This window comes from Brevundimonas poindexterae (assembly GCF_020524625.1).
Classification (GTDB): Bacteria; Pseudomonadota; Alphaproteobacteria; order Caulobacterales; family Caulobacteraceae; genus Brevundimonas; species Brevundimonas poindexterae_A.
The window spans coordinates 183,944-207,371 of sequence record NZ_JAIVLL010000002.1; the positions used below are offsets into that span (position 1 = coordinate 183,944).

23 protein-coding genes are annotated in these 23,428 nt (G+C 69.2%); 14 read left to right on the top strand and 9 right to left on the bottom strand.

Going from position 1 to position 23,428, the window contains the following annotated elements; all coding sequences use genetic code 11:
* Positions 1-7 precede the first annotated feature (7 nt).
* Positions 8-1,045 carry a UbiA family prenyltransferase gene (locus LC068_RS07125; protein WP_226635811.1) on the top strand — a complete coding sequence of 346 codons (1,038 nt, stop codon included), beginning with the start codon at positions 8-10 and terminating at the stop codon, positions 1,043-1,045.
* A 25-nt stretch (positions 1,046-1,070) separates the two neighbouring features.
* Positions 1,071-1,931 carry a DUF3298 and DUF4163 domain-containing protein gene (locus tag LC068_RS07130; RefSeq protein WP_226635812.1) on the top strand — a complete coding sequence of 287 codons (861 nt, stop codon included), beginning with the start codon at positions 1,071-1,073 and terminating at the stop codon, positions 1,929-1,931.
* Positions 1,932-1,940: 9 nt separating this feature from the next.
* Here the strand turns inward: LC068_RS07130 and LC068_RS07135 are convergent, their stop codons facing one another.
* The 3 genes from LC068_RS07135 to LC068_RS07145 are packed head-to-tail and all read right to left on the bottom strand — an operon-like array spanning position 1,941 to position 3,484.
* A complete protein-coding gene (locus tag LC068_RS07135; protein WP_226635813.1) occupies positions 1,941-2,876 on the bottom strand; it encodes an alpha/beta fold hydrolase in 936 nt (311 codons plus the stop codon).
* 30 nt (positions 2,877-2,906) lie between these two features.
* Entirely contained in the window at positions 2,907-3,104 is a 198-nt protein-coding gene (locus tag LC068_RS07140) for a helix-turn-helix transcriptional regulator (RefSeq protein ID WP_123287885.1), read from the bottom strand.
* On the bottom strand, positions 3,104-3,484 hold the full coding sequence (locus tag LC068_RS07145) for a hypothetical protein (protein ID WP_226635814.1): 381 nt from the start codon (positions 3,482-3,484) through the stop codon (positions 3,104-3,106). The genes LC068_RS07140 and LC068_RS07145 overlap by 1 nt, the downstream gene beginning before the upstream one ends.
* 133 nt (positions 3,485-3,617) lie before the next feature.
* Between LC068_RS07145 and LC068_RS07150 the strand changes: the two genes are divergently transcribed.
* From LC068_RS07150 to LC068_RS07160, 3 genes are all read left to right on the top strand, one after another.
* The gene (locus LC068_RS07150) at positions 3,618-4,628 is read left to right on the top strand and encodes a fatty acid desaturase family protein (RefSeq protein ID WP_226635816.1); all 1,011 of its coding nucleotides are present in this window, start codon (positions 3,618-3,620) and stop codon (positions 4,626-4,628) included.
* Between the two features lie 101 nt (positions 4,629-4,729).
* Positions 4,730-5,284: a hypothetical protein gene (locus LC068_RS07155; RefSeq protein WP_226635818.1), complete on the top strand. Its 555-nt coding sequence runs from the start codon at positions 4,730-4,732 to the stop codon at positions 5,282-5,284.
* Between the two features lie 96 nt (positions 5,285-5,380).
* The gene (locus tag LC068_RS07160; protein ID WP_226635820.1) at positions 5,381-6,538 is read left to right on the top strand and encodes a hypothetical protein; all 1,158 of its coding nucleotides are present in this window, start codon (positions 5,381-5,383) and stop codon (positions 6,536-6,538) included.
* Positions 6,539-6,572: 34 nt separating this feature from the next.
* Here the strand turns inward: LC068_RS07160 and LC068_RS07165 are convergent, their stop codons facing one another.
* Positions 6,573-7,130, bottom strand: a complete 558-nt coding sequence (locus LC068_RS07165; protein WP_226635822.1) for a dihydrofolate reductase family protein — start codon at positions 7,128-7,130, stop codon at positions 6,573-6,575.
* An 87-nt stretch (positions 7,131-7,217) separates the two neighbouring features.
* Here LC068_RS07165 and LC068_RS07170 point away from each other — a divergent pair, with 87 nt between their 5' ends.
* Positions 7,218-7,607, top strand: coding sequence for a hypothetical protein (locus LC068_RS07170; protein WP_226635824.1), 390 nt, complete (start codon positions 7,218-7,220; stop codon positions 7,605-7,607).
* 77 nt (positions 7,608-7,684) lie between these two features.
* Positions 7,685-8,536, top strand: a complete 852-nt coding sequence (ypfJ, locus tag LC068_RS07175; RefSeq protein WP_226635825.1) for a KPN_02809 family neutral zinc metallopeptidase — start codon at positions 7,685-7,687, stop codon at positions 8,534-8,536.
* Here ypfJ and LC068_RS07180 read toward each other — a convergent pair.
* The 4 genes from LC068_RS07180 to LC068_RS07195 all read right to left on the bottom strand — a co-directional run bounded on the left by LC068_RS07180 (position 8,530) and on the right by LC068_RS07195 (position 14,114).
* Positions 8,530-9,486 carry an aspartyl protease family protein gene (locus LC068_RS07180; protein WP_226635827.1) on the bottom strand — a complete coding sequence of 319 codons (957 nt, stop codon included), beginning with the start codon at positions 9,484-9,486 and terminating at the stop codon, positions 8,530-8,532. The two genes, ypfJ and LC068_RS07180, sit on opposite strands and share 7 nt — an antisense overlap.
* A gap of 43 nt (positions 9,487-9,529) precedes the next feature.
* The gene (locus LC068_RS07185; RefSeq protein WP_226635829.1) at positions 9,530-10,540 is read right to left on the bottom strand and encodes a protein-L-isoaspartate O-methyltransferase family protein; all 1,011 of its coding nucleotides are present in this window, start codon (positions 10,538-10,540) and stop codon (positions 9,530-9,532) included.
* Positions 10,541-10,554: 14 nt separating this feature from the next.
* Positions 10,555-13,107 (bottom strand): hypothetical protein, encoded by a 2,553-nt coding sequence (locus LC068_RS07190; protein ID WP_226635831.1) that lies wholly within the window; start codon positions 13,105-13,107, stop codon positions 10,555-10,557.
* A gap of 173 nt (positions 13,108-13,280) precedes the next feature.
* Positions 13,281-14,114: an LD-carboxypeptidase gene (locus tag LC068_RS07195; protein WP_226635833.1), complete on the bottom strand. Its 834-nt coding sequence runs from the start codon at positions 14,112-14,114 to the stop codon at positions 13,281-13,283.
* A 113-nt stretch (positions 14,115-14,227) separates the two neighbouring features.
* On the opposite strand from LC068_RS07195, the gene LC068_RS07200 reads away from it, so the two are divergent.
* Genes LC068_RS07200 through LC068_RS07230 form a run of 7 tightly spaced genes read left to right on the top strand, consistent with a single transcriptional unit; the run spans position 14,228 to position 22,150 of the window.
* Entirely contained in the window at positions 14,228-15,625 is a 1,398-nt protein-coding gene (locus LC068_RS07200; protein ID WP_226635835.1) for a UDP-N-acetylmuramate--L-alanine ligase, read from the top strand.
* Between the two features lie 35 nt (positions 15,626-15,660).
* Positions 15,661-17,622 carry a TonB-dependent receptor gene (locus tag LC068_RS07205; RefSeq protein ID WP_319002479.1) on the top strand — a complete coding sequence of 654 codons (1,962 nt, stop codon included), beginning with the start codon at positions 15,661-15,663 and terminating at the stop codon, positions 17,620-17,622.
* A gap of 46 nt (positions 17,623-17,668) precedes the next feature.
* On the top strand, positions 17,669-18,325 hold the full coding sequence (locus tag LC068_RS07210) for a PepSY-associated TM helix domain-containing protein (protein ID WP_226635840.1): 657 nt from the start codon (positions 17,669-17,671) through the stop codon (positions 18,323-18,325).
* A 16-nt stretch (positions 18,326-18,341) separates the two neighbouring features.
* Positions 18,342-18,860 (top strand): DUF2271 domain-containing protein, encoded by a 519-nt coding sequence (locus LC068_RS07215; protein WP_226635842.1) that lies wholly within the window; start codon positions 18,342-18,344, stop codon positions 18,858-18,860.
* 21 nt (positions 18,861-18,881) lie between these two features.
* A complete protein-coding gene (locus LC068_RS07220) occupies positions 18,882-19,700 on the top strand; it encodes a DUF4198 domain-containing protein (protein ID WP_226635844.1) in 819 nt (272 codons plus the stop codon).
* Positions 19,701-19,715: 15 nt separating this feature from the next.
* A complete protein-coding gene (locus LC068_RS07225) occupies positions 19,716-20,813 on the top strand; it encodes an FAD:protein FMN transferase (protein ID WP_226635846.1) in 1,098 nt (365 codons plus the stop codon).
* A 2-nt stretch (positions 20,814-20,815) separates the two neighbouring features.
* Entirely contained in the window at positions 20,816-22,150 is a 1,335-nt protein-coding gene (locus tag LC068_RS07230) for a sulfite reductase subunit alpha (RefSeq protein ID WP_226635848.1), read from the top strand.
* Here LC068_RS07230 and LC068_RS07235 read toward each other — a convergent pair.
* Positions 22,147-23,376, bottom strand: coding sequence for an NAD(P)/FAD-dependent oxidoreductase (locus LC068_RS07235; protein WP_226635851.1), 1,230 nt, complete (start codon positions 23,374-23,376; stop codon positions 22,147-22,149). The genes LC068_RS07230 and LC068_RS07235 overlap by 4 nt on opposite strands.
* Positions 23,377-23,428 lie beyond the last annotated feature (52 nt).

Below are 23,428 nucleotides of genomic sequence, written 5' to 3' on the forward strand. Positions count from 1 at the left end.
AGGGGGCATGACCGCTCCCCTTCCCGACGCTGGCCAGAACTGGGTCGATCGCCATGCGCCCGAGGGGCTGAAGCCGTGGCTGAAGCTGGGGCGGTTCGACCGGCCCGTCGGCATCTGGCTGCTGCTGCTGCCCGGCTGGCAAGGGATCATGCTGGCGGTCGCGTCGCTGGAGCCGGACGCGCCGCCGCTGGTGCTGGTCTGGCTGGTGATCGCCTTTGCCATCGGCGCCTGTCTGATGCGGGCAGCGGGCTGTGCCTTCAATGACATCGTCGACCGGGACATCGATGCGAAGGTGGCCCGCACGGCGGCCCGGCCGGTCGCCTCGGGACAGATATCGGTCAAAGGCGCATGGGCCTTTGTCATCGGCTGCTGCCTGATCAGCCTCTTGATCCTGCTGACGCTGAACCTGACCGCGGTGATGCTGGGTGTGGCGTCGCTGGCGCTGGTCGCGGCCTATCCCTTCATGAAGCGCATCACCTGGTGGCCCCAGGCGTGGCTGGGCCTGACCTTCAACTGGGGGGCGCTGATGGGGTTTGCGGCAGCACTGTCGGGCTCGTTCCTGCTCGCATGGTACCGTGAGGCGACCACGCTGGAGATCTGCGGCACCAACTGGACCATCCACCCGTGCACGATCGCTTACAGTGCCAGGCTGATCGATCTGTGGCCGACGGCCCTGCTGCTCTACTTCGGCGGGGTGTTCTGGACGCTGGGCTATGACACCATTTACGCCCTTCAGGACATCGAGGACGATGCGCTGGCGGGGGTGAAGTCCTCGGCCCGGCGGCTGGGTGGCAAGGTGCGCGACGGCGTGGCCTTCTTCTATCTGATCGCGGCGATCCTTGCGGCGGGTGCGGCCCTCGTCGGGGGTCTGTCGCCGCTGTTCTGGATCGGCTGGCTGGCCTATGGGACGCATCTGGTCTGGCAGGTGCGAAAGGTCCGCGCCGACGATCCGCAGGGCGCGCTTCGCCTGTTCAAATCCAACCGCGACGCCGGTGTGCTGTTGTTGATCGCGCTTGGCCTTGGGGCGGTCCCGATCGGGGTCTAGAGTGGCGCGAACACAGGAGTTTTCCATGCGTCCCTCCCCGACCCACAGACTGCGCCTGCCGATGATGGCGCTGGGACTGGCCCTGCCGCTGGCGCTCGCCGCCTGCAATCGCGACCGGGAAGAGCCCGCCCCCGCCGAGGCCCCCGCCGAAGCCCCGGCGCCGGGCATGGAAACGCCGGCGGCCTCGCCGTCCAACCTGACCTTTGCCGACAAGACGCCGCACGCCACCGTGTCGCTGACCCTGCCCGAGGGCATCAAGGCCGAGCCCGACCTGCACGCCCGCATCTATGCCGAGGAGGTCCGCAACCTTCGCCAGTTCGAGGAGGGCGCCTTTGGCGCCCGCACCGAGGCCGAGGGCGACGAGGGCATGCCGCCGTTCGAGAAGACCGTGACCCTTTCGATGGCGGGCCAGACCGAGCGGCTGTTCAGCCTGAAGCGCGTCGACTTTGACTATTCCGGTGGGGCCCACCCCAACACCCTGTCGACCGGCCTGCTCTGGGACCGCTCGGCCAAGCGGCTGATCGGCGCCGCCGAGCTGTTCCGCAAGGACGCCGATCTGACCGCGCTGGACCAGGCCCTGTGCACCGCCATCAATGCCGCCCGACGCCAGCGGGTGCCCGACGCCCGCACCGTGACGCTGACGGCGCGCGACGGCTGGGCCTGCCCCCGGGCGCGCAACACCGCCTTCGTGCTGGCCCCGGGCGATCAACCGGGCAAGGCCGGGGGGCTGATCTTCCTGATCGGCCCGTATCAGGTCGGCCCCTATGTTGAAGGCGCCTACGAGATCGCCATCCCGCAGAACGCCTTCAGAAGCCAGATTTCCCCGACCTATGCGTCGGAGTTCGCCGGCCAGCTGCGGCGGACGGGGGACGTCACGCCGCGCTGACCCTGTCGCCTAGTCCGCGAGGAAGCGGTCGACGATTTCGCTGAACCGCTCGGGCTGGTCCGCCATGATGAAGTGGCGGCTGTCATCGACCCGGATCAGGGTGACGCCCGGCAGGGTGGCGTACTCGCGCTGCCACATCGCATCGGCCATGGCGGGCGGGGCGCCGCCGTTCGCATCCGCGGCATAGACAGCCCAGACCGGCGTGGTCATGTCGGCCAGTCCCGGACGCAGGTCGGTCAGCATGACCTCCTTGATGGCGGTGGCCAGAGCCTGACGGTCCGAGTCCATGCTCCAGACGACCATGGCGGCCTGGGTGACGGGGTCGTTGGCATAGCCGGCCGCGCCTTGCTGCTGGCCCGCGCGGAAGCTGGCGTCATCGGCCGAAAGGGTCGCGGCGGCGGCCTGTTCGGCGAAGGGGCGCGCCGTATCGACCGTCACCTGCGGTCCGAACAGGGCCGAGAAGAAGGGCAGGCTGTCGACACTCATCACCTTGCCGACGAGGGCGGGGTGCTGCTGGGCCAGCATCAGGGCGCTCATGCCGCCCATGGAGTGGCCGATGACCGCGGGCGATTGCAGGCCCGTCTCAGTGATATAGCGGGCCAGTTCGTCGATCACCGGCTGGACGAAGGGGCCGTCGCCATGGACCCAGGGCTCACCCGCAAACCCGGCCAGCTGGACCATATGCACCCGGTGGGTGGCGGACAGGCGCTCGGCCTCGGCCCGCCAGACCTCGCGCGAGGAGGCGTATCCGGGGATGAAGATGACGTCGGGCCCGGTGCCCAGCACCTCGACCGACAGCCGGTCGGAGGTGAAGGCGGGCGCGCTCTGGGCAAAAGCCATACGCGGCACGATCAGGCTGACGATGCCGCCGGCCAGCAGCAGGGCCGAGGCGAGGAACAGGGCGCGCAGAACCGAGCGCCCCAGGAAGGGACGAAGATGCAACATGGGAAATGTCCTTGGATTGGGCCTGAGGGATCAGGCGTGCGGGTTTTCGAAGATGTCTTCCACCGGGCGGTCGAACACCACGGCGATGCGATAGGCGAGGTCGAGCGAGGGGTCGTGTTTCTCGGTCTCGAGGGCGTTCACGGCCTGGCGCGAGACCCCCAGTTCCTGGCCCAGTTGTTCCTGGGTCCAGCCGCGCTCGACGCGCAGCAGTTTGAGGCGGTTCTTCATCAGCGGCTGCTCCGGATGAACACCGGCATGAAGCCCATCAAACCCCAGAAGACGACATAGACCCACCAGCCCTGGATGTGCGGAGCCTCGGCGAACTTCTCGGCGAACCCCCAGAAGACGCTCAGGGCGAAGGTCATGCCGGCGGCGAGAATGAACCGCTTGGCCGTGACGCCGGCGACGAACTCGTCGCTGTCGCGGATGAAGGCCAGGGTCGCCCAGATCTGTCCGGCGACCGGCGCGGCGACGGCCGCCGCAAGGACCCAGCCGCTGACGCCGCCGATGGTGTCCAGCGCGCCCCCGACGGCCAGCACCAGGGCGACGACATAGCCGAGCATGAAGAATACGGTTCGAAAGGTGTAAGCCTTGGCTGCGGATGTCATGTCATGTCCTCCTGACTGAATGTAAGGATGACCTTACACTGTCTTCATGTCATGTCAACCTGACTTTTCGTCAGGATCGCCTGACTAGCAGCCGCCCTTTTGTCCGTTGCCGAAAAGGACGGTAGAGTGGGCCATGCCTGCCGCTCCCCGCATTGCTCCCGGCCAGTTGTTCGCGCCCGAAGAGTGGGCGCCGTTCCAGTCGCGCAGTGCGGTGGCCGGGCCGCTGCTGGTGCTGCATTGCTGGGGGGTGATCGCGCTGGCGGTGGCGCTGGGGATCTGGATCCCCTGGCTGATCCCGCTCAGCATCATGATCGTCGGCACGCGCCAGCTGGGGCTGGCGATCCTGATGCATGAGGCGGCGCACGGGGCGCTGTCGCGCAATCTGAAGCTCAACGACTTTCTCGGCCACTGGCTGTGCGCTGTGCCGATTGGCGCGTCGCTCAACAACTATCGCCCCTATCATCTGTCGCACCACCGCTTTGCCCAGCAGGCCGAGGACCCGGACCTGGTCCTGTCGGCCCCCTTCCCCGTCAGCCCCGCCTCGCTGCGGCGGAAGCTGATCCGAGACCTGACCGGCCAGACCTTTTTCAAGCAGAGGGTGCTGTTGCCGCTGGCGGCCATGAAGGGGTCGCGCGCTCAGGCAGCGAGGCTCCGCGAGCCGAGCGATAGCGCGCCCAGAAGGCCAACTGACGATCATGCCTATGAGGCGCTGGTGACCGGCCGGTCGATCTTGCCGTTCCTGCTGGTCAATGCGGGCATGCTGGCGGCGTTCAGCCTGGCCGGGGTCTGGTGGGCGTATTTCGCCCTGTGGCTGCTTCCGATGGCGACCTGGTTTCCGATGGTCACCCGCATCCGCAACATCGCCGAGCATGCCTGTGTCGAGGGCTCGGCCGAGGATGCCTTCCGCGCCGCGCGCACCACCCGCGCCAACTGGCTGGAGCGGGCCTTCATCGCCCCCTACTGGGTCAATTTCCATGCCGAGCATCACCTGTTCATGCATGTGCCCTGCTGGAAGCTGCCTACCCTGCACCGCGCCCTCCACACCCGGCCCGAGGGCGAGCGGATGGAGGTCGCCGGCGGCTATGCCGAGGTGCTGAAGCGGGCGACGACCAGGCCGAAGGCGGAGACCGCAGCGGCCGGCTAGGGGAGATCCGCCCTTGCTCCCGTGGCTGTGTTTTCTGTTGCGCCATCCGGTGGGGCGGGCGAGAAACGCGACGGGTTTGCAAATGAGCGGAGGCGGGAACTGTGGGTGCTTTTGGACTGCTTGCCCTTGCTCTGGCGATACAGGATCCCGGGGAGCGCGCGACCTCATTCGCCTTTGCGCATACGGAGCATGGTGCGATGGCGTGGAATATCGGGGCAATGGAACGCCTCGAAGGGCGCAATGCCGTAAACCTCCCGCGATTCCACTACTTCGCCGAACTGGATGCCGCCGCCGGGCGCCCCTACCCCTTCGTGATCGAGAGCGTCGACATCGACTGCGACAGCCGGCGCTACACCTCGAACTTCCGGCTGTTCCTCGAGCCCGGACAGGAGGCTGGGCAAAGGGAGAGTCTCTACCTCGCCGAAAACGACCCTGAGGAAAAGAGCGCCCCGATCAGGGTGGGGACGGCAGAGTATTCGGTCTTTCAGGCGGCGTGCCTCAACGAGGATGTCGAGGGCTATTTCATTGCCCGCATGACCACGACCGAAGCCCTGGTCGAGCTGGTGCGGTTTAGCGAAGACCACCCGGTCAGCGGCGACGTCCTCCCGGGGGAAGAGGTGCCTTCATCTCCTGCTGAAGACACCCGCCAGCCCTAGTGGAAGCGGCCCGGAAAACTGGGCGCCGACGCCCGCGTTTGACCGACGGCCCTCTCGCTGTACCGTGCCGGGACTGAGGTCAGGGGGGCGATCACTATGGAGAAGCTGGGGTCCCGGCTGCTCGCCAGTCGCAAGAGACGGTATCCGAAGTCGTGGGTCGGCTGGCTCGTCACCGGCCTTCTCGGGATCCCGGTCGCTGTGCTGTTTCTGGGTGCCCTGGCCACTCTCACGGCAGACGCATCCTACCTCGGCTATCTCGCGTCCAAGGCCACGGTATTTAATACCTGGGGCGCTCTGAACATCGTCTCGGCTGTCCTGACGCTGATCGCCATCGTCGGAACGGTGCTGTCGGTATGGCGCCTGAGGATGGTCACGGCGCTTCTCTTTGCGGCTCTCTCCCTGCCCGCCTCTGTCGTTATCGAGGGCAGCCGTTGTGACACGACTGCGGCGTGCCGGATGCTGGGCTGGGCCGCCCTGCCTCGAACCGCCTTCGACTGGCACGTCCGTATCCGGCCTGTCACGGATCCAAACGAGGCCAGTGCCATCGCGTCCAACGCGCTTTCAGACGCGAACGTGGACGACGCCCCGTTCCTGGAGAAGCGGTTTGGTGATCACTGGATTGTCTCCACGATTGATGACGACGGCTGGCCGGGCGCGCACGCTGTCACGATCAACACGCGGACGGCCGAAACGGCGCTGATCCCCTGCCCACAGGACAGGATCCGATGCGGTATGGAGAGACCAACCGTCTCGGACGGCAAGCGAGTCTATCGAAACACCCGACTTGGGCTGAGTGCGGTTTTTCCTGAGTCCCGCCCGGTCTGCACCATAAGAGACGATGACGACGAGTCGCTCGGCTTCCATGCCATGGCGCGCGGGCCGGACATACCGTGCGACACGATCGATCAATCCCGCGAATTGGGCATCGAAGTCGTGCGCTGGCGCCGGGAGGGATGCATGAGTCTGACTGCGCCTTCTGTACCGTGGCGTCCGCTGTCACCCGAAACGTCAAAGCTGTTCCGAGGCCGAGGGCTCACGTTGGGGGGCCTTCCGGCATCGGTGTGCGAAGTCCGCGAGGGAGATCACATCTCGATCGTCGCCTATGCTTCCACCGGATCAGGCTCCGATGCCGGAGAGGACTATGCGGGATACGTGATCACCACGACCGAGCACCTGAGCGATGACATTCGAACGTTCGAGACCTTCCTCCAGACCGTGCGCCTCGGGGCCGCGGCTCGCGAGCAGGTCGACTGACGGTCAGCACCGGGCGGGCAGCGGACCGTCCCCCTCACCCCGCCCGCCGGTAGTGGACGGCGATCGCGCCATTGGTCAGCGGGATTGTCGAGACCCGCTCCAGCCGTCGGGTGGCGCCCAGCCCTGCCTGGTAGAGGGTCGGGCCGTGGCCGGCGATGCGGGGGTGGACAAGGAAGCGGTAGTCGTCGATCAGGTCCAGCCGGTCCAGCGCGACCGCCAGCTGGCCGCTGCCCAGCAGCACACCGTCGGGGGTGGCGTCCTTCAGCTCCTGCACCGCCGAGCGCAGGTCGCCGGTCAGGGCGTGGCTGTGCGTCCAGGGAAAGTCGGTGCGCGTGGTCGAGACCACGTATTTCGGCTTGGCTTCAAGCTTGGTCGCCCATTCGCGAATGGCCGGGGGCGCATCGACCTCGCCGCGCGCCACCGCGGGCCAGTAGCCCTCCATCATCTCATAGGTGACGCGACCCCACAGCATGGCGCCAGCATCGTCCATCAGGCGGGTGAAGAAGGCGTGGGTCTCGTCATCGGCGATCCCCTCCTGATGGTCGACGCACCCGTCGAGGGTCAGGTTCAGGCTGAAGGTCAGGGTTCCCATGGCGGGGAGCCTAACTCCAACCTTTGGCCGGCGCATCCATCGATTGACGGTCATGAAATGGCACCCTTTCCATGTCATGATGCCCCCATGACCCGCACCCTGATCCTGTCCGGTCTTGCCGCTGGCCTGGCCCTGGCCGGCGCCACGGCGGCTGAGGCGCAGAGTCTTCCGCCGCCTTATATCGCGCCGCCGCCGCGCGTGGGGACCCTGCCTCCGCCCGGGGGGTATGCGGTCGAGCAGCACCGCTATGAGATCGACCGGCTGCGCACCGGGGCCGACCTGCGTCAGGCCGAGGCCGAGCGGGGCCGGGCGCAAGCCGCGCGCGCGGTCGCCGATCTGGAACGCCAGCGCCAGACACCTGTGCTGGTGCCGCCGCCGGCCATTCCTCCCGGCACGCCGGCGCAGGCCCGCGCCCGCCGCGAGGAGGTCGAGGCCCGTACCGGCGAGATCGACCGCTGGCTGGACCGGGACGACTGATCGCCTGATCCGCGCATCCCTTTCGCTTCCCCGGCGTTCGCCGTTAAGCTTCAAACGGGACGAACAGGGAGGGCATCATGCGCTGGAGAGGTGGACAACGCGGCGGCGGTGGAATCGAGGACCGGCGCGGCATGGGCGTGGGCGGAATCGCCGGGGGTGGCCTGGGCGTCACCGTGCTGGCGCTGCTCGGCTATTTCATCTTTGGCATCTCCCCCGAGACCACCACCCAGGTGGCGACCCAGCTGGGCGCTGCCGGCAGTCAGGCCGAGGGCGAGCGCGGCACCCCCGAGGACGATGCCGGCCTGTTCGTCGATGTCATCGGCGGCAATGTGAATGCCGTCTGGTCGGACCTGCTGATGGGCTACCGGGCGCCGACGGTGGTGCTCTACGAAACGGGCACGGGGACGGGCTGCGGCTTTGGCCAGTCGGCCATGGGGCCCTTCTATTGCCCGACGGACCAGACCGTCTATCTGGACCTCGGCTTCTGGCAGCAGATGCAGACCCAGTTGGGCGCATCGGGTGCGGACTTCGCCAAGGCCTATGTGATCGCGCACGAATTCGGGCACCACGTCCAGACCCTGACCGGCGCCTCGGACGATGTGCGACAGGCTCAGGCTCGCGCCACCAGCCAGGCCGAGGCCAACCGGTTCTCGGTGGCGCTGGAACTGCAGGCCGACTGCTATGCCGGGGTCTGGGCGGCCAATGCGGCGCGCGTCTCGGGCGGCGAGGTGGCGCTGACGACCGGCGATCTGGAAGAGGGGCTGAAGACCGCCTCCGCCATCGGGGACGACACCCTGCAACAGCGCAGCGGCGGTCGTGTCTCGCCTGACGGCTTCACCCACGGCACCTCGGCCCAGCGGGTCGAGTGGCTGCGGCGCGGCTATCAGTCGGGTGACCCGGCGTCCTGCGACACCTTCCGCGGCTACTGAACGATGGTGAGGTCCAGCTGGGCGGTGCGGTAAAGGGCGCCGCCGCCCACATCGACCAGCAGGCCCTGATCGCGAAACGCCTGCATGCCCAGCAAGGCCGTCGGCAGCCCCGGCAGGCCCACGGCGCCATAGATGGGCACCGGCACATTGGTGAAGGTCTGGCCGGCGGCGGCCAGATGGTCGACCTGCACCACATCGGCGCGCACCGATCCGCCCAGCACCAGACTGTCGCCGGCCGTGACGGTGCGTCCGTCGCGCAGGCCGGCATCCTCGGCCGCCCTCCCGCTGAGGCTGAGGATGGAGGTGGCGCCGGTGTCGACCACGGCCTCGAGCGGATGCCCCTCGACCTGCACCGGCGCGACCAGACTGGTCCCCCGCCTCCGGACCGGCAGCCGCGTCCACTGTCCCGCCGGCGCGACCTGCCCTGCCGCGTGCAGCCGCAGACGACGGTCGTTCAGATCCAGTTCCAGCTGCATCAGCTTCAGCACGTCCTGACCCAGGATCAGGGGGGCCGACAGGCCCCGCTCGTCAGCCAGCGGGCCGAGGTCGAGGATGGCGCAGCGCAGGCCGGTGAGGCTGAGCCCCTCCATCGCCACGTCCAGCCGGACCCCCTGCCCCATCTGGGGCTGTCCCCCGACGCCATAGGCGACCAGCGGAATGTCGAACAGCGGGCGCGGCCCAAGGTCAGCGGCAATCGCCTCGTGGAAGGTCTTGTCGATCACGGAATACTGGGCGCCGCTGTCGACCAGGGCGGTCACCTCGCGCCCGGCCAGCCGGAGGCTGACGGTGGGGCTCAGCACGCGCGAGACATAGGGCATCCAGGGGGTGCGACCGTCTGCGGCAAAGGCGACGCCCGGCGCGCGCCACAGCACATGATCCTTCAGCCACCAGCCACCGCCGACGGCCCCGGCGATCACGCCCGTTCGGATGAGGAAGCTGCGGCGGTCCATGGCGTCCTGTTTGGCCCGAAGCCGGGACGATGACCAGAGGGCGTCAGCCGCCCGAGGCTGCGCCCTGGGGTCGCGGCCGGTTCTGCATGGCGCCGGTCATGGGAATGAAGAAGACGCCCACGTCGCGGCGCGACCGCACCCGGCCATCCTCGTCCTTGGTATAGACGTACAGCACCTGGCCCCTGCGGAAGGGCTGGCCGATCGGGATGATCAGCTTGCCGCCGGGCTTCAGCTGGCGGAACAGCTCGGGCGGGGCGTACTGGGCCACACAGGTCAGCATGATGGTGTCGAACCCGCCCTCGACCTCGGGCCAGCCGAAGTAGCCGTCGCCGACCCGGGAATGGACGTTGTCATAGCCCAGCGGCCTGAAGATCTTGCTGACCGCCCGGCCCACCGGCTCGATGATCTCGATGGTGTAGGAATCGCGCACGATCCGCGACAGCAGCGAAGACTGGAAGCCCGAGCCGGTCCCGATTTCGAGCGTGACGTCGGTCGGCTTCGGCTCGGCCAGCTGGGTCATATAGGCCTGACCCAGATAGTCACTGAGCACCGAGCCGTGGCCGATGGCCCAGGGCTTGGGATTGTCCTCATAGGCCTGGTACGCCGTCGAGGCTCGGGCGGCATAGGCATAGTGATAGAAGTCGCGCGGCACGCTCTCGAAAGCCTGCACCACGCGCGGGTCGGCGGCGCCGAACTTGCCGTCCAGATAGGTCTTGATGCGCTGGATGGCGGCGGGCTTGCGCGCCTGGATCTGGTCGAACTGGGCCTCGGTCAGGGCGCTGGGCCGTTCGGACGCCGCCATGGCGGTGACAAAGGCCTGATAGGTCCAGGGCTGCGACGGCATGCGCACCGTCTCGGATACGGCGCTGTCGGCCGCTTCCGGAGCTGCCGCCGGTGTGGCCGGACCGGCGGGGGCGCTGCCTCCGCCGGCGGTGCGGGTGGGGTTCAGCCGGGCCTGCAGGCGGTCGCGGGTCGCCTCGTCACAGGCCGCCAGGCTGCCGGCCCCGGCCAGGGCGGCGCCTCCGGCGAGCAGACGTCTACGGTCGATGGTCATGACAGGTCTCCATTCTACGCGGGGGACGCGGCAGGAAAGGGATCGGGCTCACCCTCGGGCGGGGCGGTCTCCGGCGCGGGCTGAGGGTCGTCAAGCAGCACGGGATGCCGCGTCCGGCCGGCGACGCGCCCCACAGGCAGGGCCAGAAAGGCCAGGACGTACAGGCCGGCTCCAACCATCAGCAGGGAGGAGAAGCCGACCTCGCGCGACATCAGATTGGCCAACGGCGTGGCCACCACGGAAAAGGCCCCGTTCAGTCCCCAGGCCCAGGGCAGCATCCGGCCCTCACCCACTTGAATCAGGCCCAGCGGGAACGGCAGGCCCAGCGCCAGCGAGACCGGCGCGGCGGTCGCCAGCACGATCAGACCCCGCACCCAGACGGGCTGGTCGAGGGTGGTCATCAGGATATCTTCAGCCCCGGTCAGCATCAGGCCGATCCAGCCCAGCACTACAATCAGAGAGATGAAGGCGGCGACCTTGGGCATGGCCCCCATCCGCCCGGCGATCAGACTGCCGAGACCGGAGAAGACCAGCATTGACGTCAGGACCAGGGCGAAGGCCGAGGAATAGTCGTTGAGATAGAAGGCGGCCTTGTCGATCAGGAAGATCTCGATCAGCAGGAAGCCGAGGCCGAGGCTGGGGAAGTAGAAGACCGGCCACAGGCGGCGCGGCTCGGGCGGTCCGGTGCGGCGCCGGCGGAACAGCAGCGGGGCGGCCAGCACCAGCAGGGCGATCACCGCCGCCTGGCCCAGCACCACCAGATTGACCAGGGCGCCGATCTCGGCCTGCGGCAGGACCTCCAGCCGGTGGATCAGGGTGGCGGGGCGGTCCAGCCGCAGCGAGGCGTAGTAGGCCGGGCGATCCAGTGTCTGGGGCCGGATGTTGAAGGCGCGGCTAGAGGGGCTGTCGCGTCCTTGCAGGATAGCCTCGGCCTCGCGGGCGATGGCGTCATCTGTGCCCTGCGAGACCACTGTGCCGCTCTCGAACGAGACCACGGGCAGGTCGTTGAACAGGCCGGCACGCGCGGCGTCGACATCAAGGCCGGGCCGCCACGACACATCGAAGGAGCGGGCCGAGGCAAAGGCCTCAAGCGCTGCGACGTCCGCCTCGCTCCACGGCGTCGGCGAGATGAGGATGCGGGCGTTCCAGGCCGACCGATAGACCATGACATGAGCCTCGGCATGCTCGATCCCGGAGCGCAGCAGGGCCTCGCGCGCCGTGCTCATCACGCGGAAGGCATAGACCGGGAAGTCGCGGATCGAGACCGGCACAGAGATCATGCCGTCGGGCTTCACCGCCGCAAGATAGGCCTGCATGGCCTCGACCGTCAGGGCCGTGGCATTGGCCGGGGCCGCGTCGATGAAGTCGGATGAGACGTCGATCACGTCAAAGCCCTGGTCCGGACCGCCCGCGCTGTGCGCCCAGGCGACCGCCAGCGGTCCGCCCTCTGAAAGCTGGATGTCATCGCCGAGCGCCAGACCGCGCGCGGGGCCGAGACCGTGGATCAGGGCCTGACGCAGGACCGGCTCGCTCTCCACCACTTGCTGGCGGCTGGCGCCGAGCGCCCGCGCCTCGGCCAGACGGAAGCCGCCGGACGCCCCGAGGATCAGCACTTCTGCCCCCGGTCGCAGGCGGTAGGGCGCCGCCGAAAGGGCGCTGTCGGCATAGGTGCCGGTCAGCCCGCCCGCCTTGGGCAAGGCCGCGACCCGGCTGCCGTCGCGATAGAGGCCATAGGTGGCGGGCGGCCCGTCGACCCCCATCATCGAGGCATTGTTCGAGACGTCGGCGTCGACCCGCTCGGTGAAGTTGTCGAGCATCAGATAGTGGCCGCGCGGGCGTCGTACCTCGGCCACCACCTCGGCGCCCTGGGTGTTCATCGGGGCATAGACGGCCTTGAATTCGGAATAGGCGGGCGGCGTGCCCAGCAGCAGGATGGCCTCGCCCAGCACCAGCGCGCCCCCGGCGATCGCTCCACCGAGGGCACTGTGGCGGCCCGGCTGGAACAGTGGCGCCAGTGCCAGCGGCACCAGCAGCAACGGCGCCAGCAGGAAGGGGTGGACGAGGAACATCAGGCCCAGCGCCACGGCCGACCCCAGACCGGCGCCGATCAGGTCATAGGCATAGACCCGCCCGATCTCCCGCGGGTTCAGGATGAAGATCAGGGCGATATAGAGCCCGGCCAGAAAGAAGAACGGCAGCAGCGCCCCGTAGTAGCCGGCGATATTGGTCAGCTGGTCGGCCCAGGTGGCGGGGTTCTGCAGCTGAAGCGGGTTGAAGGGGTTGCGCGCGATCCGCTCGTAGCCGAGCGCGGCGGCCAGAACCATGGCACCGGGCAGGATGGCGCGCAGCCACGTCCCGTGCCGCTCGACCGTATCGCGGAACAGGGCGACCACGACGCCGGACAGGGCAAAGCCCGCCATGACGATCGAGATGATCCAGTAGCCGTACTCGGACCACTTCGCGACGGCGAAGTAGCGGGTCAGGGCGTTCTCGATGCCCACCACCCCCAGCGCCACAAGGAACAGGGGGATGAGCGCCGCGCGCGCGCCGGCCCGCGCCCCGGTCACGTCGCCATGCCCCGGATCAGGCCCTGATCCGGGAGGTCCGTTGCGTGCACGGAAGATTTCAAGGTTAACAGCCCCTTAACCCGCATGGGACCATCTGGCGCGACGCGGACTGGGAGTCGACCCCCTTCCCCGCTGGGGCGAGCCCGCGGCCCGATCTTGGCCCGATTTTCCCGTCAGCGCGGCCCGAAAGGCACGATCTTGTTGGCCGCGTCGTGGCCGATGTCCGCCGCGCCCAGGTACGGAATGCCGGATCGCCGGCACCAGTAGCGGACGATTTCCTCGGGTGTCAGGCCGAACTCGGGCTCATTCGGCGTGACGTCGCTGACCCGGCCGAGGCGGAAGCCCGCGATGCGGCGGATCGAGGCCTGACCGGTCAGGTGGAACATCATCCGGTCGATCCGGTAGAGGGCCTCGGACACCTCCTCGATCATGACAACATGACCGGTCAGGTCGGGCTCGATGGCCGTGCCGACCAGTTGATCCAGAATGGTCAGGTTGAAGGCGACGGTGGGCCGTCCGTCGAGGCTGGGTTCCAGCCCCGAGGTCGCGCCCTTGATCATCCAGTCCAGCGCGCGGTCTACGGCCGCAGCCCCCTCACGCCGGCCGATATCGGCGACCATCGGCCCGTGGGCGACCTCGGCGAACCCCTCCTTGTACAGGGTCGCCAGCAGGCTTCCGGCATCGGAATAGCCCAGATAGCGCTTCTCGCGCGCCGCGGGCTTCAGGCCATCGCGCACGGCCTCGGCCACCCGGCACGAGCCATAGCCGCCGCGCGCGAACCACAGGGCATCGAAGCGCGGATCATTGGCGATCTCGAGAAAGGCGCGGGCGCGCAGGGCGTCGTCCCCGGCGAAATGGCCATGGTTGGCGAAGCAGGCCGGATGGAAGACCACCTTGACGTCCCCGCCCGGAAAGCGCGCCTCGACATGGGCCTCCAGCCGCTCGGCCGTCGCCTTGCTGAAGCGCGACGAGGCCGCCACCACGCCGATCCGCGTCACCGATCCCATACTGTGTATCCCCTGTTCGGCAGGCGGTCGGACAAATCGCGCTCCCGGCTCTGGCGTGCGGTGCGCCCCGTGCTAGTCAGGGCCTTCCTCGGACACTCCCCGGTTTCGCCTCCATGAATCAAGACGCCAATCCAGCCGGCTCCTATTTCTTCTGCGGCATCGGCGGGTCGGGCATGCTGCCGCTGGCGCTGATCCTGGCTGCACGCGGGGCCCGGGTATCGGGATCGGACCGGTCGCGCGATCAGGGCCGCAGCCCCGAAAAGTTTGCCTGGCTGGAGGGTCAGGGCATCGCCCTTTATCCGCAGGACGGATCCGGCGTCACCGATCCGGCGACCACGGTGGTGGCCTCGGGCGCAATCGAGGACACGGTCCCGGACATTGCGGCTGCGCGCAGCGCGGGGGCAACCGTGGTCACTCGCCCAGGAATGCTATCCGACCTGTTCAACAGCGCTGCGCGGCGCGTGGGCATCGCCGGGACCAGCGGCAAGTCGACCATCACCGGCATGGTCGCCTGGATTCTCGATCAGGCGGGGCTCGACCCCACGGTCATGAACGGCGCGGTCATGGGCAATTTCGTGCGCGAGGACACGCCCTTTGCCGCGGCCCGTATCGGCGACCCCGACCTGTTCGTCTCGGAAGTCGATGAATCGGACGGCTCGATCCAGCTCTACCGGCCCACGGTCGCCGTGGTCTCGAACATCTCGCTGGACCACAAGTCGATGGAGGAGCTGCGCGCCCTGTTCGGCGGGTTTGCCGGTCATGCGGACGTCGCTGTCCTGAACCTCGACAATGACGAGACACGGACGCTGGCGGACAGCCTGCCCGCCGACCGGCGGCTGACCTTTTCGCTGGGCGATCCGGCGGCCGATCTGTGCGCCACCGGGGTCGAGGCGACGGCCACCGGCATGCGGTTCCGGCTGGACGGGGCCGAGGTCGTCCTGCAGGTGCCCGGCGCGCACAATGTCGCCAACGCGCTGGCGGCGCTGGGCGTAGCTGAGGCGCTGAAGGTGGACCGGGTCGTGGCCATTGCGGCGCTGGGCAGCTTCCGCGGAATCCGCCGACGGCTGGAGGTCGTCGGGCAGGCGGGGGGCGTGACGGTCATCGACGACTTTGCCCACAACCCCGACAAGATCACTGCGACGCTTCAGACCCTGCATGCCTTTCCCGGGCGACTGCTGATCCTGTTTCAGCCGCATGGCTTTGGCCCGCTGAAACTGATGCGGCGCGAGTTCATTGAGACCTTTGCCCGGCTGATGGCCGCAGAGGATCACCTGATCATGCCCGAACCGGTCTATTACGGCGGCACTACCGACCGCAGCGTCTCAAGCCCGCAGATCGTTGAGGGCGTGGTCGCCGCGGGGCGTCAGGCCGAGGCCCATGCCACGCGGGCCGAGTGCAGCGACCGGTTGGTCGAACTGGCGCAGCCCGGCGACCGTATTCTGGTGATGGGCGCCCGCGACGACACCCTGACAACCTTTGCCCGCGAGCTTCTGACGCGCCTTTCCGCATGATGCAGGACCCGCCCGTCGTCCTCGACGAGGTTGTGGTGACAGCCCCCCGCCTGCCCGCCGCCGAGGGTGAGGCCGCCTTTTCGGTGATCCGTCTGGACGGCGCCACGCTCGACCGCGCGACGCGGCTCGACGAAGCCCTCGGCCAGGTTCCCGCCGTCGGCCTGTTCCGGCGCACGTCCGGCCTGACCGCCAATCCGACCACCCAGGGTCTGTCGCTGCGGGCCATGGCCCCGACGGGGGCGGGGCGGGCGCTGGTGACCCTGGACGGCGTGCCGCTCAACGATCCGTTCGGGGGCTGGGTCATCTGGGCGCAGGTGCCGCCCGAGGGCCTGTCGGGGGTCGATGTGGTGCGCGCCGGCGGGACCGGCCCCTATGGCGCGGGCGCCCTGACCGGCTCGGTGCTGCTGCGGGAACGCGATACGGGTGGGGCCTGGACAGCTGCGATCGGTGAGCGCGGATCGGCCCGGCTGGCGGGCTCGGGCACCGGCGACCTCGGCCCCCTGCGCTGGGTGGTGACCGCCGGCCTCGAACAGACGGACGGCCATGTCCCGGTGCGCCCGCCCGATGCCGGAGCAGCGGACCGACCCCTCGACCTCGAGGCCGGGTCGGCCTCCCTGCGGCTGGACCTGCCGATGGGCGGTGCCCTGCTGTCGGCGCGGGGGGCTGTCTTTCAGGAAATGCGCGGGTCGGGCGTGGAAGGGTCGGATGCCGAGGCCTCGGGCACGGCCCTGTCCCTGACCGCCACGCGCCAGCCGGACGCCGGTCAGCCGGGCTGGCGGGTGCAGGTCTGGCGACGGACCAGTGACCTGCAGAACCGCTTTGTCGCGACCGCGCCCGACCGATCCTCGACCAGTCCGGCCAATCATCAGTTCCACACCCCGGCGACGGCCTGGGGGCTGAACGCGGCCTGGCGCATGAAGCGGGACGGCCTCGAGACCGAGCTGGGTGTCGACGCCCGCCGCGCCGAGGGCGAGACCAACGAGCGCTACCGCTTCATGGGTGGGACATTCACCCGCTCCCGACAGGCGGGCGGGGAGACATCGGTGGCCGGAGTCTATGCCGAGGCGAGCGCCACGCGCGGACCTTGGCTGATGGCCGGAGGACTTCGCCTCGACCACTGGAGCGCCCATGACGGCCTGCGGGTGGAGCGGGACCTGCAGTCCGACGCCCTCATGCTGGACGACCGACCTGCGGATCAGTCGGGCGAGGTGGTGTCGGCCCGGCTGGGCGTGCGCCGCGCCCTGTCGCCGGAATGGTCGGTGCGCGCGGCCGCCTACAGTGCGTTCCGACCCGCGACGCTGAACGAACTGCACCGCCCGTTCCGGGTCGGCAATGACATCACCGAGGCCAATGCCGCACTGGTGCCCGAGCAACTGACCGGCATCGAGGTCGGCCTGGCCCGCGAGACGAAACGGCTGGACCTGAGAGCGACGCTCTTCGCCAACCGGATCGAGGACGCCATCGTCAATGTCACCATCGGCCAGGGCCCCGGTGTCTTTCCCCGTGCGGGCTTTGTTCCGGCCGGGGGCGTGCTGCGCGAACGTCAGAACGCCGGGACTATCGAGGCGGTCGGGCTGGAGCTTGAGGTCGAGGCACGACCGCGCGAGGGGCTGACGCTGCGGACGGCCCTTTCGGCGACCGACGCCCGGGTGGATGGCGGGTTGCAGGCACCGCAACTGACCGGCCTGCGCCCGGCCCAGGCCCCGATCTGGAGCGCCACCGCCAGCGTGGACTGGACCCCCGCGCCGGACTGGACCGTCAGCGCCGACGCCCGGTGGGAAAGTCGCCGGTTCGATGACGATCTGAACAGCCGGGTCCTCGATCCGGCCCTCACTGTTTCGATGCGGGCGGAACGCCGGCTGTCGCCCGATCTGGCGGCCTGGGTCGAGGCCGTGAACCTTTTCGACGCGGACGTCGAGACGGCAGAAACAGGAACCGGCGTGGTGTCGTTCGGCCCGCCCCGCACGCTGTGGATCGGACTATCCCGTCGCTGGTAACTCGTGGTTACTTGCAAACGGTTCGCATTTTTGGCACAGGCGCAGGGTGTCCTCCTCACCCACCCCCTCTCCCCGGCCGCAAGCTGCCCGTCTGAGCTCGGCGCGGGCCTTCTGGCTCAAGCAGCTGCACCAGTGGCACTGGATCTCGGCGTCGGTCAGTCTGATCGGCCTGATCCTGTTCGCGGTGACCGGATTCACCCTCAATCACGCAGCCCAGATCCCCGCCGAGCCGGTGGTGGTCGAACGCACGGCCACCCTGCCCGCCCCGCTGCTGGCGCGCCTGGCCGAGATGCCGGGGGAGACCACCGACCCCGTGCCCGACGCGGTGGCCCGGTGGGCCGAGGAAGCGCTGGATCTGTCCATTGCCGGTCGTCCGACCGAAACGACGGATGCCGAAATCTACGTCGCCCTGCCCCGCCCGGGCGGGGACGGCTGGATGACGCTGGACCGCCAGACCGGTGAGGCCTTTGCCGAGGTTACCTCCCGCGGGCCGATCGCCTATCTGAACGACCTGCACAAGGGCCGCGACGCGGGACCGGCCTGGGCCCTCTTTATCGATGTGTTTGCGGTGGCCTGTCTGGTGTTCGCGCTGACGGGTCTGGCGCTGCTGGTCCTGCATGCCCGTAACCGCCGCATGACCTGGCCCCTGGTCTCCCTGGGGCTGCTGATCCCGCTGATCCTCGCCCTGATCTTTATTCACTGACTGTATCCGAGTGCCGATGAAACCGCTGACGCTTGCCGCCACCCTGCCGCTGACCGCCCTCGCGCTGACTGGCGCCGCCCCGCTACCGTCGGGCGATCTGACGGTCAGCATCACCCTGCCGCGCATCAACAGCGCCTCGTATCACCGGCCCTATGTGGCCGTTTGGATCGAGCGTCCCGACCAGACCGCCGTGCGCACCCTGTCGATCTGGTACGACACCGGCCTGCCCGCCGGTGAAGGCAAGGACTGGCTGAAGGACATCCGCACCTGGTGGCGCAAGGACGGGCGGGGCCTGACCCTGCCGGCTGACGGTGTCTCGGGGCCGACGCGCGCGCCCGGCACCCAGACGGTGACCATTCCGGCCTCTCGTCTGCGGGACCTGCCCGCGGGCAACTATGTGCTGGCGGTCGAGGCCGCCCGCGAACTGGGCGGGCGCGAGCTGGTGCGCGTGCCGTTCCGCCTGGGTGCCGCGAACACCGCCTCGGGCACCGGTGAGACTGAACTGGGTGCCGTACGCGTCAGCGTCGCCCGCTAGGATCGTCAGAAGGACACTGCCATGAGCCGCTATCGCTTCTCTCCCCTGCTGGCCGCTGCCGCCGGTGTGATCGCCCTGATGGCGGCCCCCCTGGTCGCCGAGGCCCACCGCGCCTGGATGGCGCCCAGCTCGACCGTGCTGTCGGGCAGTGACGCCTGGGTCGGCGTGGATGCCGGCATGTCGAACGGCGTCTTCATTGCCGATCACGCCGCCATGCGGCTGGACGGCCTGACCATCCTCGGCCCGGACGGTCAGCTGCTGGAGCCCGAGAACATGATGCGCGGGCGCTATCGCTCGACCTTCGACGTGCATCTGACCAAGCAGGGCACCTACCGGATCGCCAATGTCATGGGCGGCGTGGTGGCCAGCTATACGCTGAACGGCGAGCGCCAGCGCTGGCGCGGCACCCCGGCCGAGTATCCGCAGGGCCTGCCCGAAGGCGCCACCGAGGTCGAGGCCAGCCTGTCGGCCATGAGGGTCGAGACCTTCGTCACCCTGGGCGACCTGTCCGACGACGTCTTCACCCCGACCGGCCACGGGCTGGAGATGGTGCCCCTGACCCATCCGAATGATCTGGTTCTGGACGAGCCGGGGCGCTTCCGTCTGCTGGTCGACGGCGAACCGGCCGCCGGTCTCGAGGTCACGATCGCCCGCGGTGGCACCCGCTACCGGACCTCGCCTGAGGAAATCACCGTGACCACCGACGCGGATGGCATCTATTCGGTCGAATGGCCCCAGGCGGGCATGTACTGGATGCATGCCGCCGTGCAGGTGCCCGGCGCGGATGGCAAACTGCCCCTGTCGGCCCAGTACAACGGCGTCGTCGAAGTCCTGCCCTAGGCGATAAAGGACACCATGTCGGATCCGGCCAAGCCCCTTTCCAGCCGTTCAGCCCCGCCGGTCCTCGACCTGACGGGCGGGCAGGACGAGCTGCGGCCGGCGACCGGCAACCGGGTCCTGATCCCGGAGCTGCGCGGCGCGCCCGAGCGTCCGCCGGGCGAGCAGATCGCCACACTCGGCGGCGAGACCATGGGCACCGTCTGGACGGCACGCATCGTGGTCGGGGACGAGGCTGCAGCCGCCCGCTGGCAGGGGCTGATCGAGGAAGAGCTGGAGCGCATCATCGCCCTGTTCAGCCCCTGGGATCGCCGGAGCGAGATTTCGCGCTTTAACGCGGCCCCGGCGGGGACTTGGGCGCTTTCCGACGCCTTCTGGACCGTGCTGACCCGGGCCATGGATCTGGCCGATGAGACCAATGGCGCGGTCGATCCGACCCTCGGCACCCTGGTCGACCTGTGGGGCTTCGGCCCCCCCGGTCCGCGCTCGCCCCTGCTGCCGGTTCCGTCGGACGATGAGGTCGAGGCCGCGCGGGCGCTCAGCGGCTGGATGCAGCTACGTCTGCACACCGAGGCCCACGCGGCGGTCCAGCCCGGTGGGCTGAAGCTCGACCTGTCGGGGATTGCCAAGGGTCACGCCGTGGACCGCATCTCGCAGCGGCTGGCGCGCGAGGGGGCGACCTCTCACCTGTTCGAAATCGGCGGGGAGCTGAAGGGCATTGGCGTCAAGCCGGACGGCCGCCCCTGGTGGGTCGAGCTGGAGACCCCCGAGGGGCTGGACGCCCCGCGCACCATCGCCGCCCTCTACGGCCTGGCCGTCGCCACCTCGGGCGAGGCGCGGCGCCAGTTCGTTCATGGCAACACCGTCTATTCGCACACGATCGACGGACGCTCCGGGCGGCCTGTCGCCAATGGCGTGGTGTCGGCCTCTGTTTTCCACGAGTCTGCCATGGTCGCCGACGCGCTCGCCTCGGCCCTGACCGTCATGGGTCCCGGGGACGGTATGGCGCATGCCGAAATGTCCGGTATCGCCGCCCTGATGGTGCACCGGACGGAAGCCGGGCTGGTCGAACACCTCAGTCCTACCTGCCGCGCCATGCTGGACGTCGGGCGCTGATCATGACGACGGGTGCGGACTTTCTGGCCGCCTCCGCCGTCGTGGCCTGGGCGGGTCTGACGGCCTGGTCCCTGCGGCCGCGTCGACGCCGCGGGGTGAATGCCGATGCGGACACCCTGGTGGTCCATGCCAGCCAGACGGGCAGCGCGGAGGCCCTGGCCATCGAGACCGAGCTGGCACTGGCTGGGGCGGGCCAGGGGGTCGAACGTCTGGGCCTGTCGGACCTGACCCCCGAACGGCTGGCCGCCGCGCGGCGGCTGTTCCTCGTGGCGGCCACGACCGGCGAAGGGGATGCGCCCGACGAGGCCACCGGCTTCCTGCGGCGGCTGATGTCCAGCCCACCCGATCTGTCCCATCTCGAGGTCGCCGTGCTGGCCCTCGGCGACAGTACCTACAGCCACTACTGTGACTTCGGGCGTCGGATGGACCAGTGGCTGGTTTCCGCCGGAGCGACGCCGCTGTTCGACCGTGTCGAGGTCGACCGGCTGGATCCCGGCGCGCTGGACCACTGGCGCCATCAGGTGACGGCCCTGACCGGTGCCGTCTTCGCCCCCGACGGCCGGAGCGGCGCCCACCAACCCTGGACGCTGATCAGCCGCACCCTGGTCAATCCCGGCAGCGTGGGTCGCCCCGTCTACCATTTGCGGCTCAGGCCGGTCGGGGATCTGCCGCTCTGGCGGGCGGGCGACATCGCCGAGATCGAACTGCCGGCGTCGGCCACCGGCGGCCTGCGCCAGTTGCGCGACTATTCGATCGCCAGTGTTCCGGCCGACGGCCATATCGACCTCCTGATCCGCAGCACGCTCAGGCCGGACGGCACGCCCGGACTGGCCTCGGCCTGGTTGCTGGAGGCCTGTCGGGTCGGGGACACTGTGCCGGTCCGCGTGCGGATTAACCGGGGTTTCCACGGCCCCGATCCGTCCATCCCCCTCATCCTGATCGGGAACGGAACGGGCATCGCCGGTCTGGCCGGTCACCTGTCGGAGCGCTCGCGTGCCGAAAAGCGGGGGCCCGCCTGGCTGATCGTCGGCGAGCGGAACGAGGCGCATGACGCCCTGCTGCGCAATCGCATCCTTGGCTGGCGAACGGGAGGTGCGCTCACCCGGGTGGACCGGGCCTTCTCGCGCGATCCCGGCGGCGCCCGCTACGTCCAGGACATTGTGAGGACGGAAGCCGAGGCCATGCGCGACTGGATCGATCGCGGGGCGACCATCATGGTCTGCGGCAGTCTGAAGGGGATGGCCCCCGGTGTGGATGCCGCCCTGCGGGATATTCTGGGCGAGGAGCGCATGCTGGATCTGCGCGAGACCGGGCGCTACCGCCGCGACGTCTATTAGTCGCCTTTCGCGACCGCCTTCATCGACACAGTCGGGTCGGCCAGCTTGTCCGGATCCACCGGCGTCGCCTTGCCGATCAGCAGACGCCCGCCCATGAACTCGGCCGGGGCATTGATCGCCTCGACGCACAGAAGCCGCTCCCCCGCCAGATGGAAGACGGCCAGCCCGGCGCCATCGGCCACGGTGCGGACGACCTTGCGATCCGCCCCGTCGGCCAGACCCGCCATCTGCAGCTTCAGATCGTACTGATCCGACCAGAACCACGGCACTTCGGGCACGGGCGGGTTGCGACCCGTGATCGCCGCCGCGGCCTGTTTGGCCTGCTCCAGCGCATTGGGCACGCTTTCCAGACGCACCACGCGGCCGTCGTGGACCGGCACCGGGCGCCGGGTCATGTCGCCGAGCGCATAGATGTCGGGGTCCGAGGTGCGGGCGGCCTCATCCACCACCACCCCGCCGTCGCAGGTCAGGCCGGCCGCCGCGCCCAGCCCCTCGCAGGCCACGCCACCGACGCCGACAATGACCAGATCGGCCGGCAGGCTCTGGCCGTCGTCCAGGGTCACGCCGCCGACCGCGCCGTCCTCGCCCGGCTGGAAGGCCGTCACCGTGCGCCCGGTCAGCAGGGTCACGCCGTGCCGCGTATGGGCCGCGTGCATGAAGTCGGCCAGCACATCCGACGCCACCCGGGCCAGCAGGCGGGCCTCGCGCTCGACGACCACGACCTCGGCGCCCAGCGCCCGGGCCGAGGCCGCGACCTCCAACCCCACATAGCCGCCGCCGACGACCACAAGCCTCGTCCCCGGCCGGATCGCCGCCCTGAGCTTTCGCCCGTCCGCGAGGGTCCGCAGCTCCAGCACATTCGCCAGTTCCGCCCCCGGCACCGCCAGCTTCCGCGCGGTGGACCCGGTCGCGAGGATCAGGGTGTCATAGGAAACGGTCCCGCCGTCCGCGAGCACCACCGTCTTGCCGGCCCGGTCGATGGCCGTGACCGTCTGGCCCAGCCGCAGCTCGATGTTCTGTTCGACATAGAAGTCGGCGGGCCGCAGCAGCAGGTCCTCCTCCTCGCCCTCACCCTTCAGCAGGGCCTTGGACAGGGGCGGACGCTGATAGGGGGCGACCGGCTCCTCGCCGATCAGCACCACCTCGCCCTCGAACCCGTACTGCCTGAGAAGGGCGGCGGCACTGCCTCCGGCGTGACCCGCGCCCACGATGACGATCCTGCTCATGCCCCGCACATAGGCTGCGATCGCCGGTCGCACCATAGGCAGGGCGATACCG

What these genes read in the sequence shown, in the direction of transcription:
- LC068_RS07125 (WP_226635811.1), top strand. Translation starts at nt 8, where the DNA reads ATGACCGCTCCCCTTCCCGACGCTGGCCAGAACTGGGTCGATCGCCAT.
- LC068_RS07130 (WP_226635812.1), top strand. Translation starts at nt 1,071, where the DNA reads ATGCGTCCCTCCCCGACCCACAGACTGCGCCTGCCGATGATGGCGCTG.
- LC068_RS07135 (WP_226635813.1), bottom strand. Translation starts at nt 2,876, where the DNA reads ATGTTGCATCTTCGTCCCTTCCTGGGGCGCTCGGTTCTGCGCGCCCTG.
- LC068_RS07140 (WP_123287885.1), bottom strand. Translation starts at nt 3,104, where the DNA reads ATGAAGAACCGCCTCAAACTGCTGCGCGTCGAGCGCGGCTGGACCCAG.
- LC068_RS07145 (WP_226635814.1), bottom strand. Translation starts at nt 3,484, where the DNA reads ATGACATCCGCAGCCAAGGCTTACACCTTTCGAACCGTATTCTTCATG.
- LC068_RS07150 (WP_226635816.1), top strand. Translation starts at nt 3,618, where the DNA reads ATGCCTGCCGCTCCCCGCATTGCTCCCGGCCAGTTGTTCGCGCCCGAA.
- LC068_RS07160 (WP_226635820.1), top strand. Translation starts at nt 5,381, where the DNA reads ATGGAGAAGCTGGGGTCCCGGCTGCTCGCCAGTCGCAAGAGACGGTAT.
- LC068_RS07165 (WP_226635822.1), bottom strand. Translation starts at nt 7,130, where the DNA reads ATGGGAACCCTGACCTTCAGCCTGAACCTGACCCTCGACGGGTGCGTC.
- LC068_RS07170 (WP_226635824.1), top strand. Translation starts at nt 7,218, where the DNA reads ATGACCCGCACCCTGATCCTGTCCGGTCTTGCCGCTGGCCTGGCCCTG.
- ypfJ (WP_226635825.1), top strand. Translation starts at nt 7,685, where the DNA reads ATGCGCTGGAGAGGTGGACAACGCGGCGGCGGTGGAATCGAGGACCGG.
- LC068_RS07180 (WP_226635827.1), bottom strand. Translation starts at nt 9,486, where the DNA reads ATGGACCGCCGCAGCTTCCTCATCCGAACGGGCGTGATCGCCGGGGCC.
- LC068_RS07185 (WP_226635829.1), bottom strand. Translation starts at nt 10,540, where the DNA reads ATGACCATCGACCGTAGACGTCTGCTCGCCGGAGGCGCCGCCCTGGCC.
- LC068_RS07195 (WP_226635833.1), bottom strand. Translation starts at nt 14,114, where the DNA reads ATGGGATCGGTGACGCGGATCGGCGTGGTGGCGGCCTCGTCGCGCTTC.
- LC068_RS07200 (WP_226635835.1), top strand. Translation starts at nt 14,228, where the DNA reads ATGAATCAAGACGCCAATCCAGCCGGCTCCTATTTCTTCTGCGGCATC.
- LC068_RS07215 (WP_226635842.1), top strand. Translation starts at nt 18,342, where the DNA reads ATGAAACCGCTGACGCTTGCCGCCACCCTGCCGCTGACCGCCCTCGCG.
- LC068_RS07220 (WP_226635844.1), top strand. Translation starts at nt 18,882, where the DNA reads ATGAGCCGCTATCGCTTCTCTCCCCTGCTGGCCGCTGCCGCCGGTGTG.
- LC068_RS07225 (WP_226635846.1), top strand. Translation starts at nt 19,716, where the DNA reads ATGTCGGATCCGGCCAAGCCCCTTTCCAGCCGTTCAGCCCCGCCGGTC.
- LC068_RS07230 (WP_226635848.1), top strand. Translation starts at nt 20,816, where the DNA reads ATGACGACGGGTGCGGACTTTCTGGCCGCCTCCGCCGTCGTGGCCTGG.
- LC068_RS07235 (WP_226635851.1), bottom strand. Translation starts at nt 23,376, where the DNA reads ATGAGCAGGATCGTCATCGTGGGCGCGGGTCACGCCGGAGGCAGTGCC.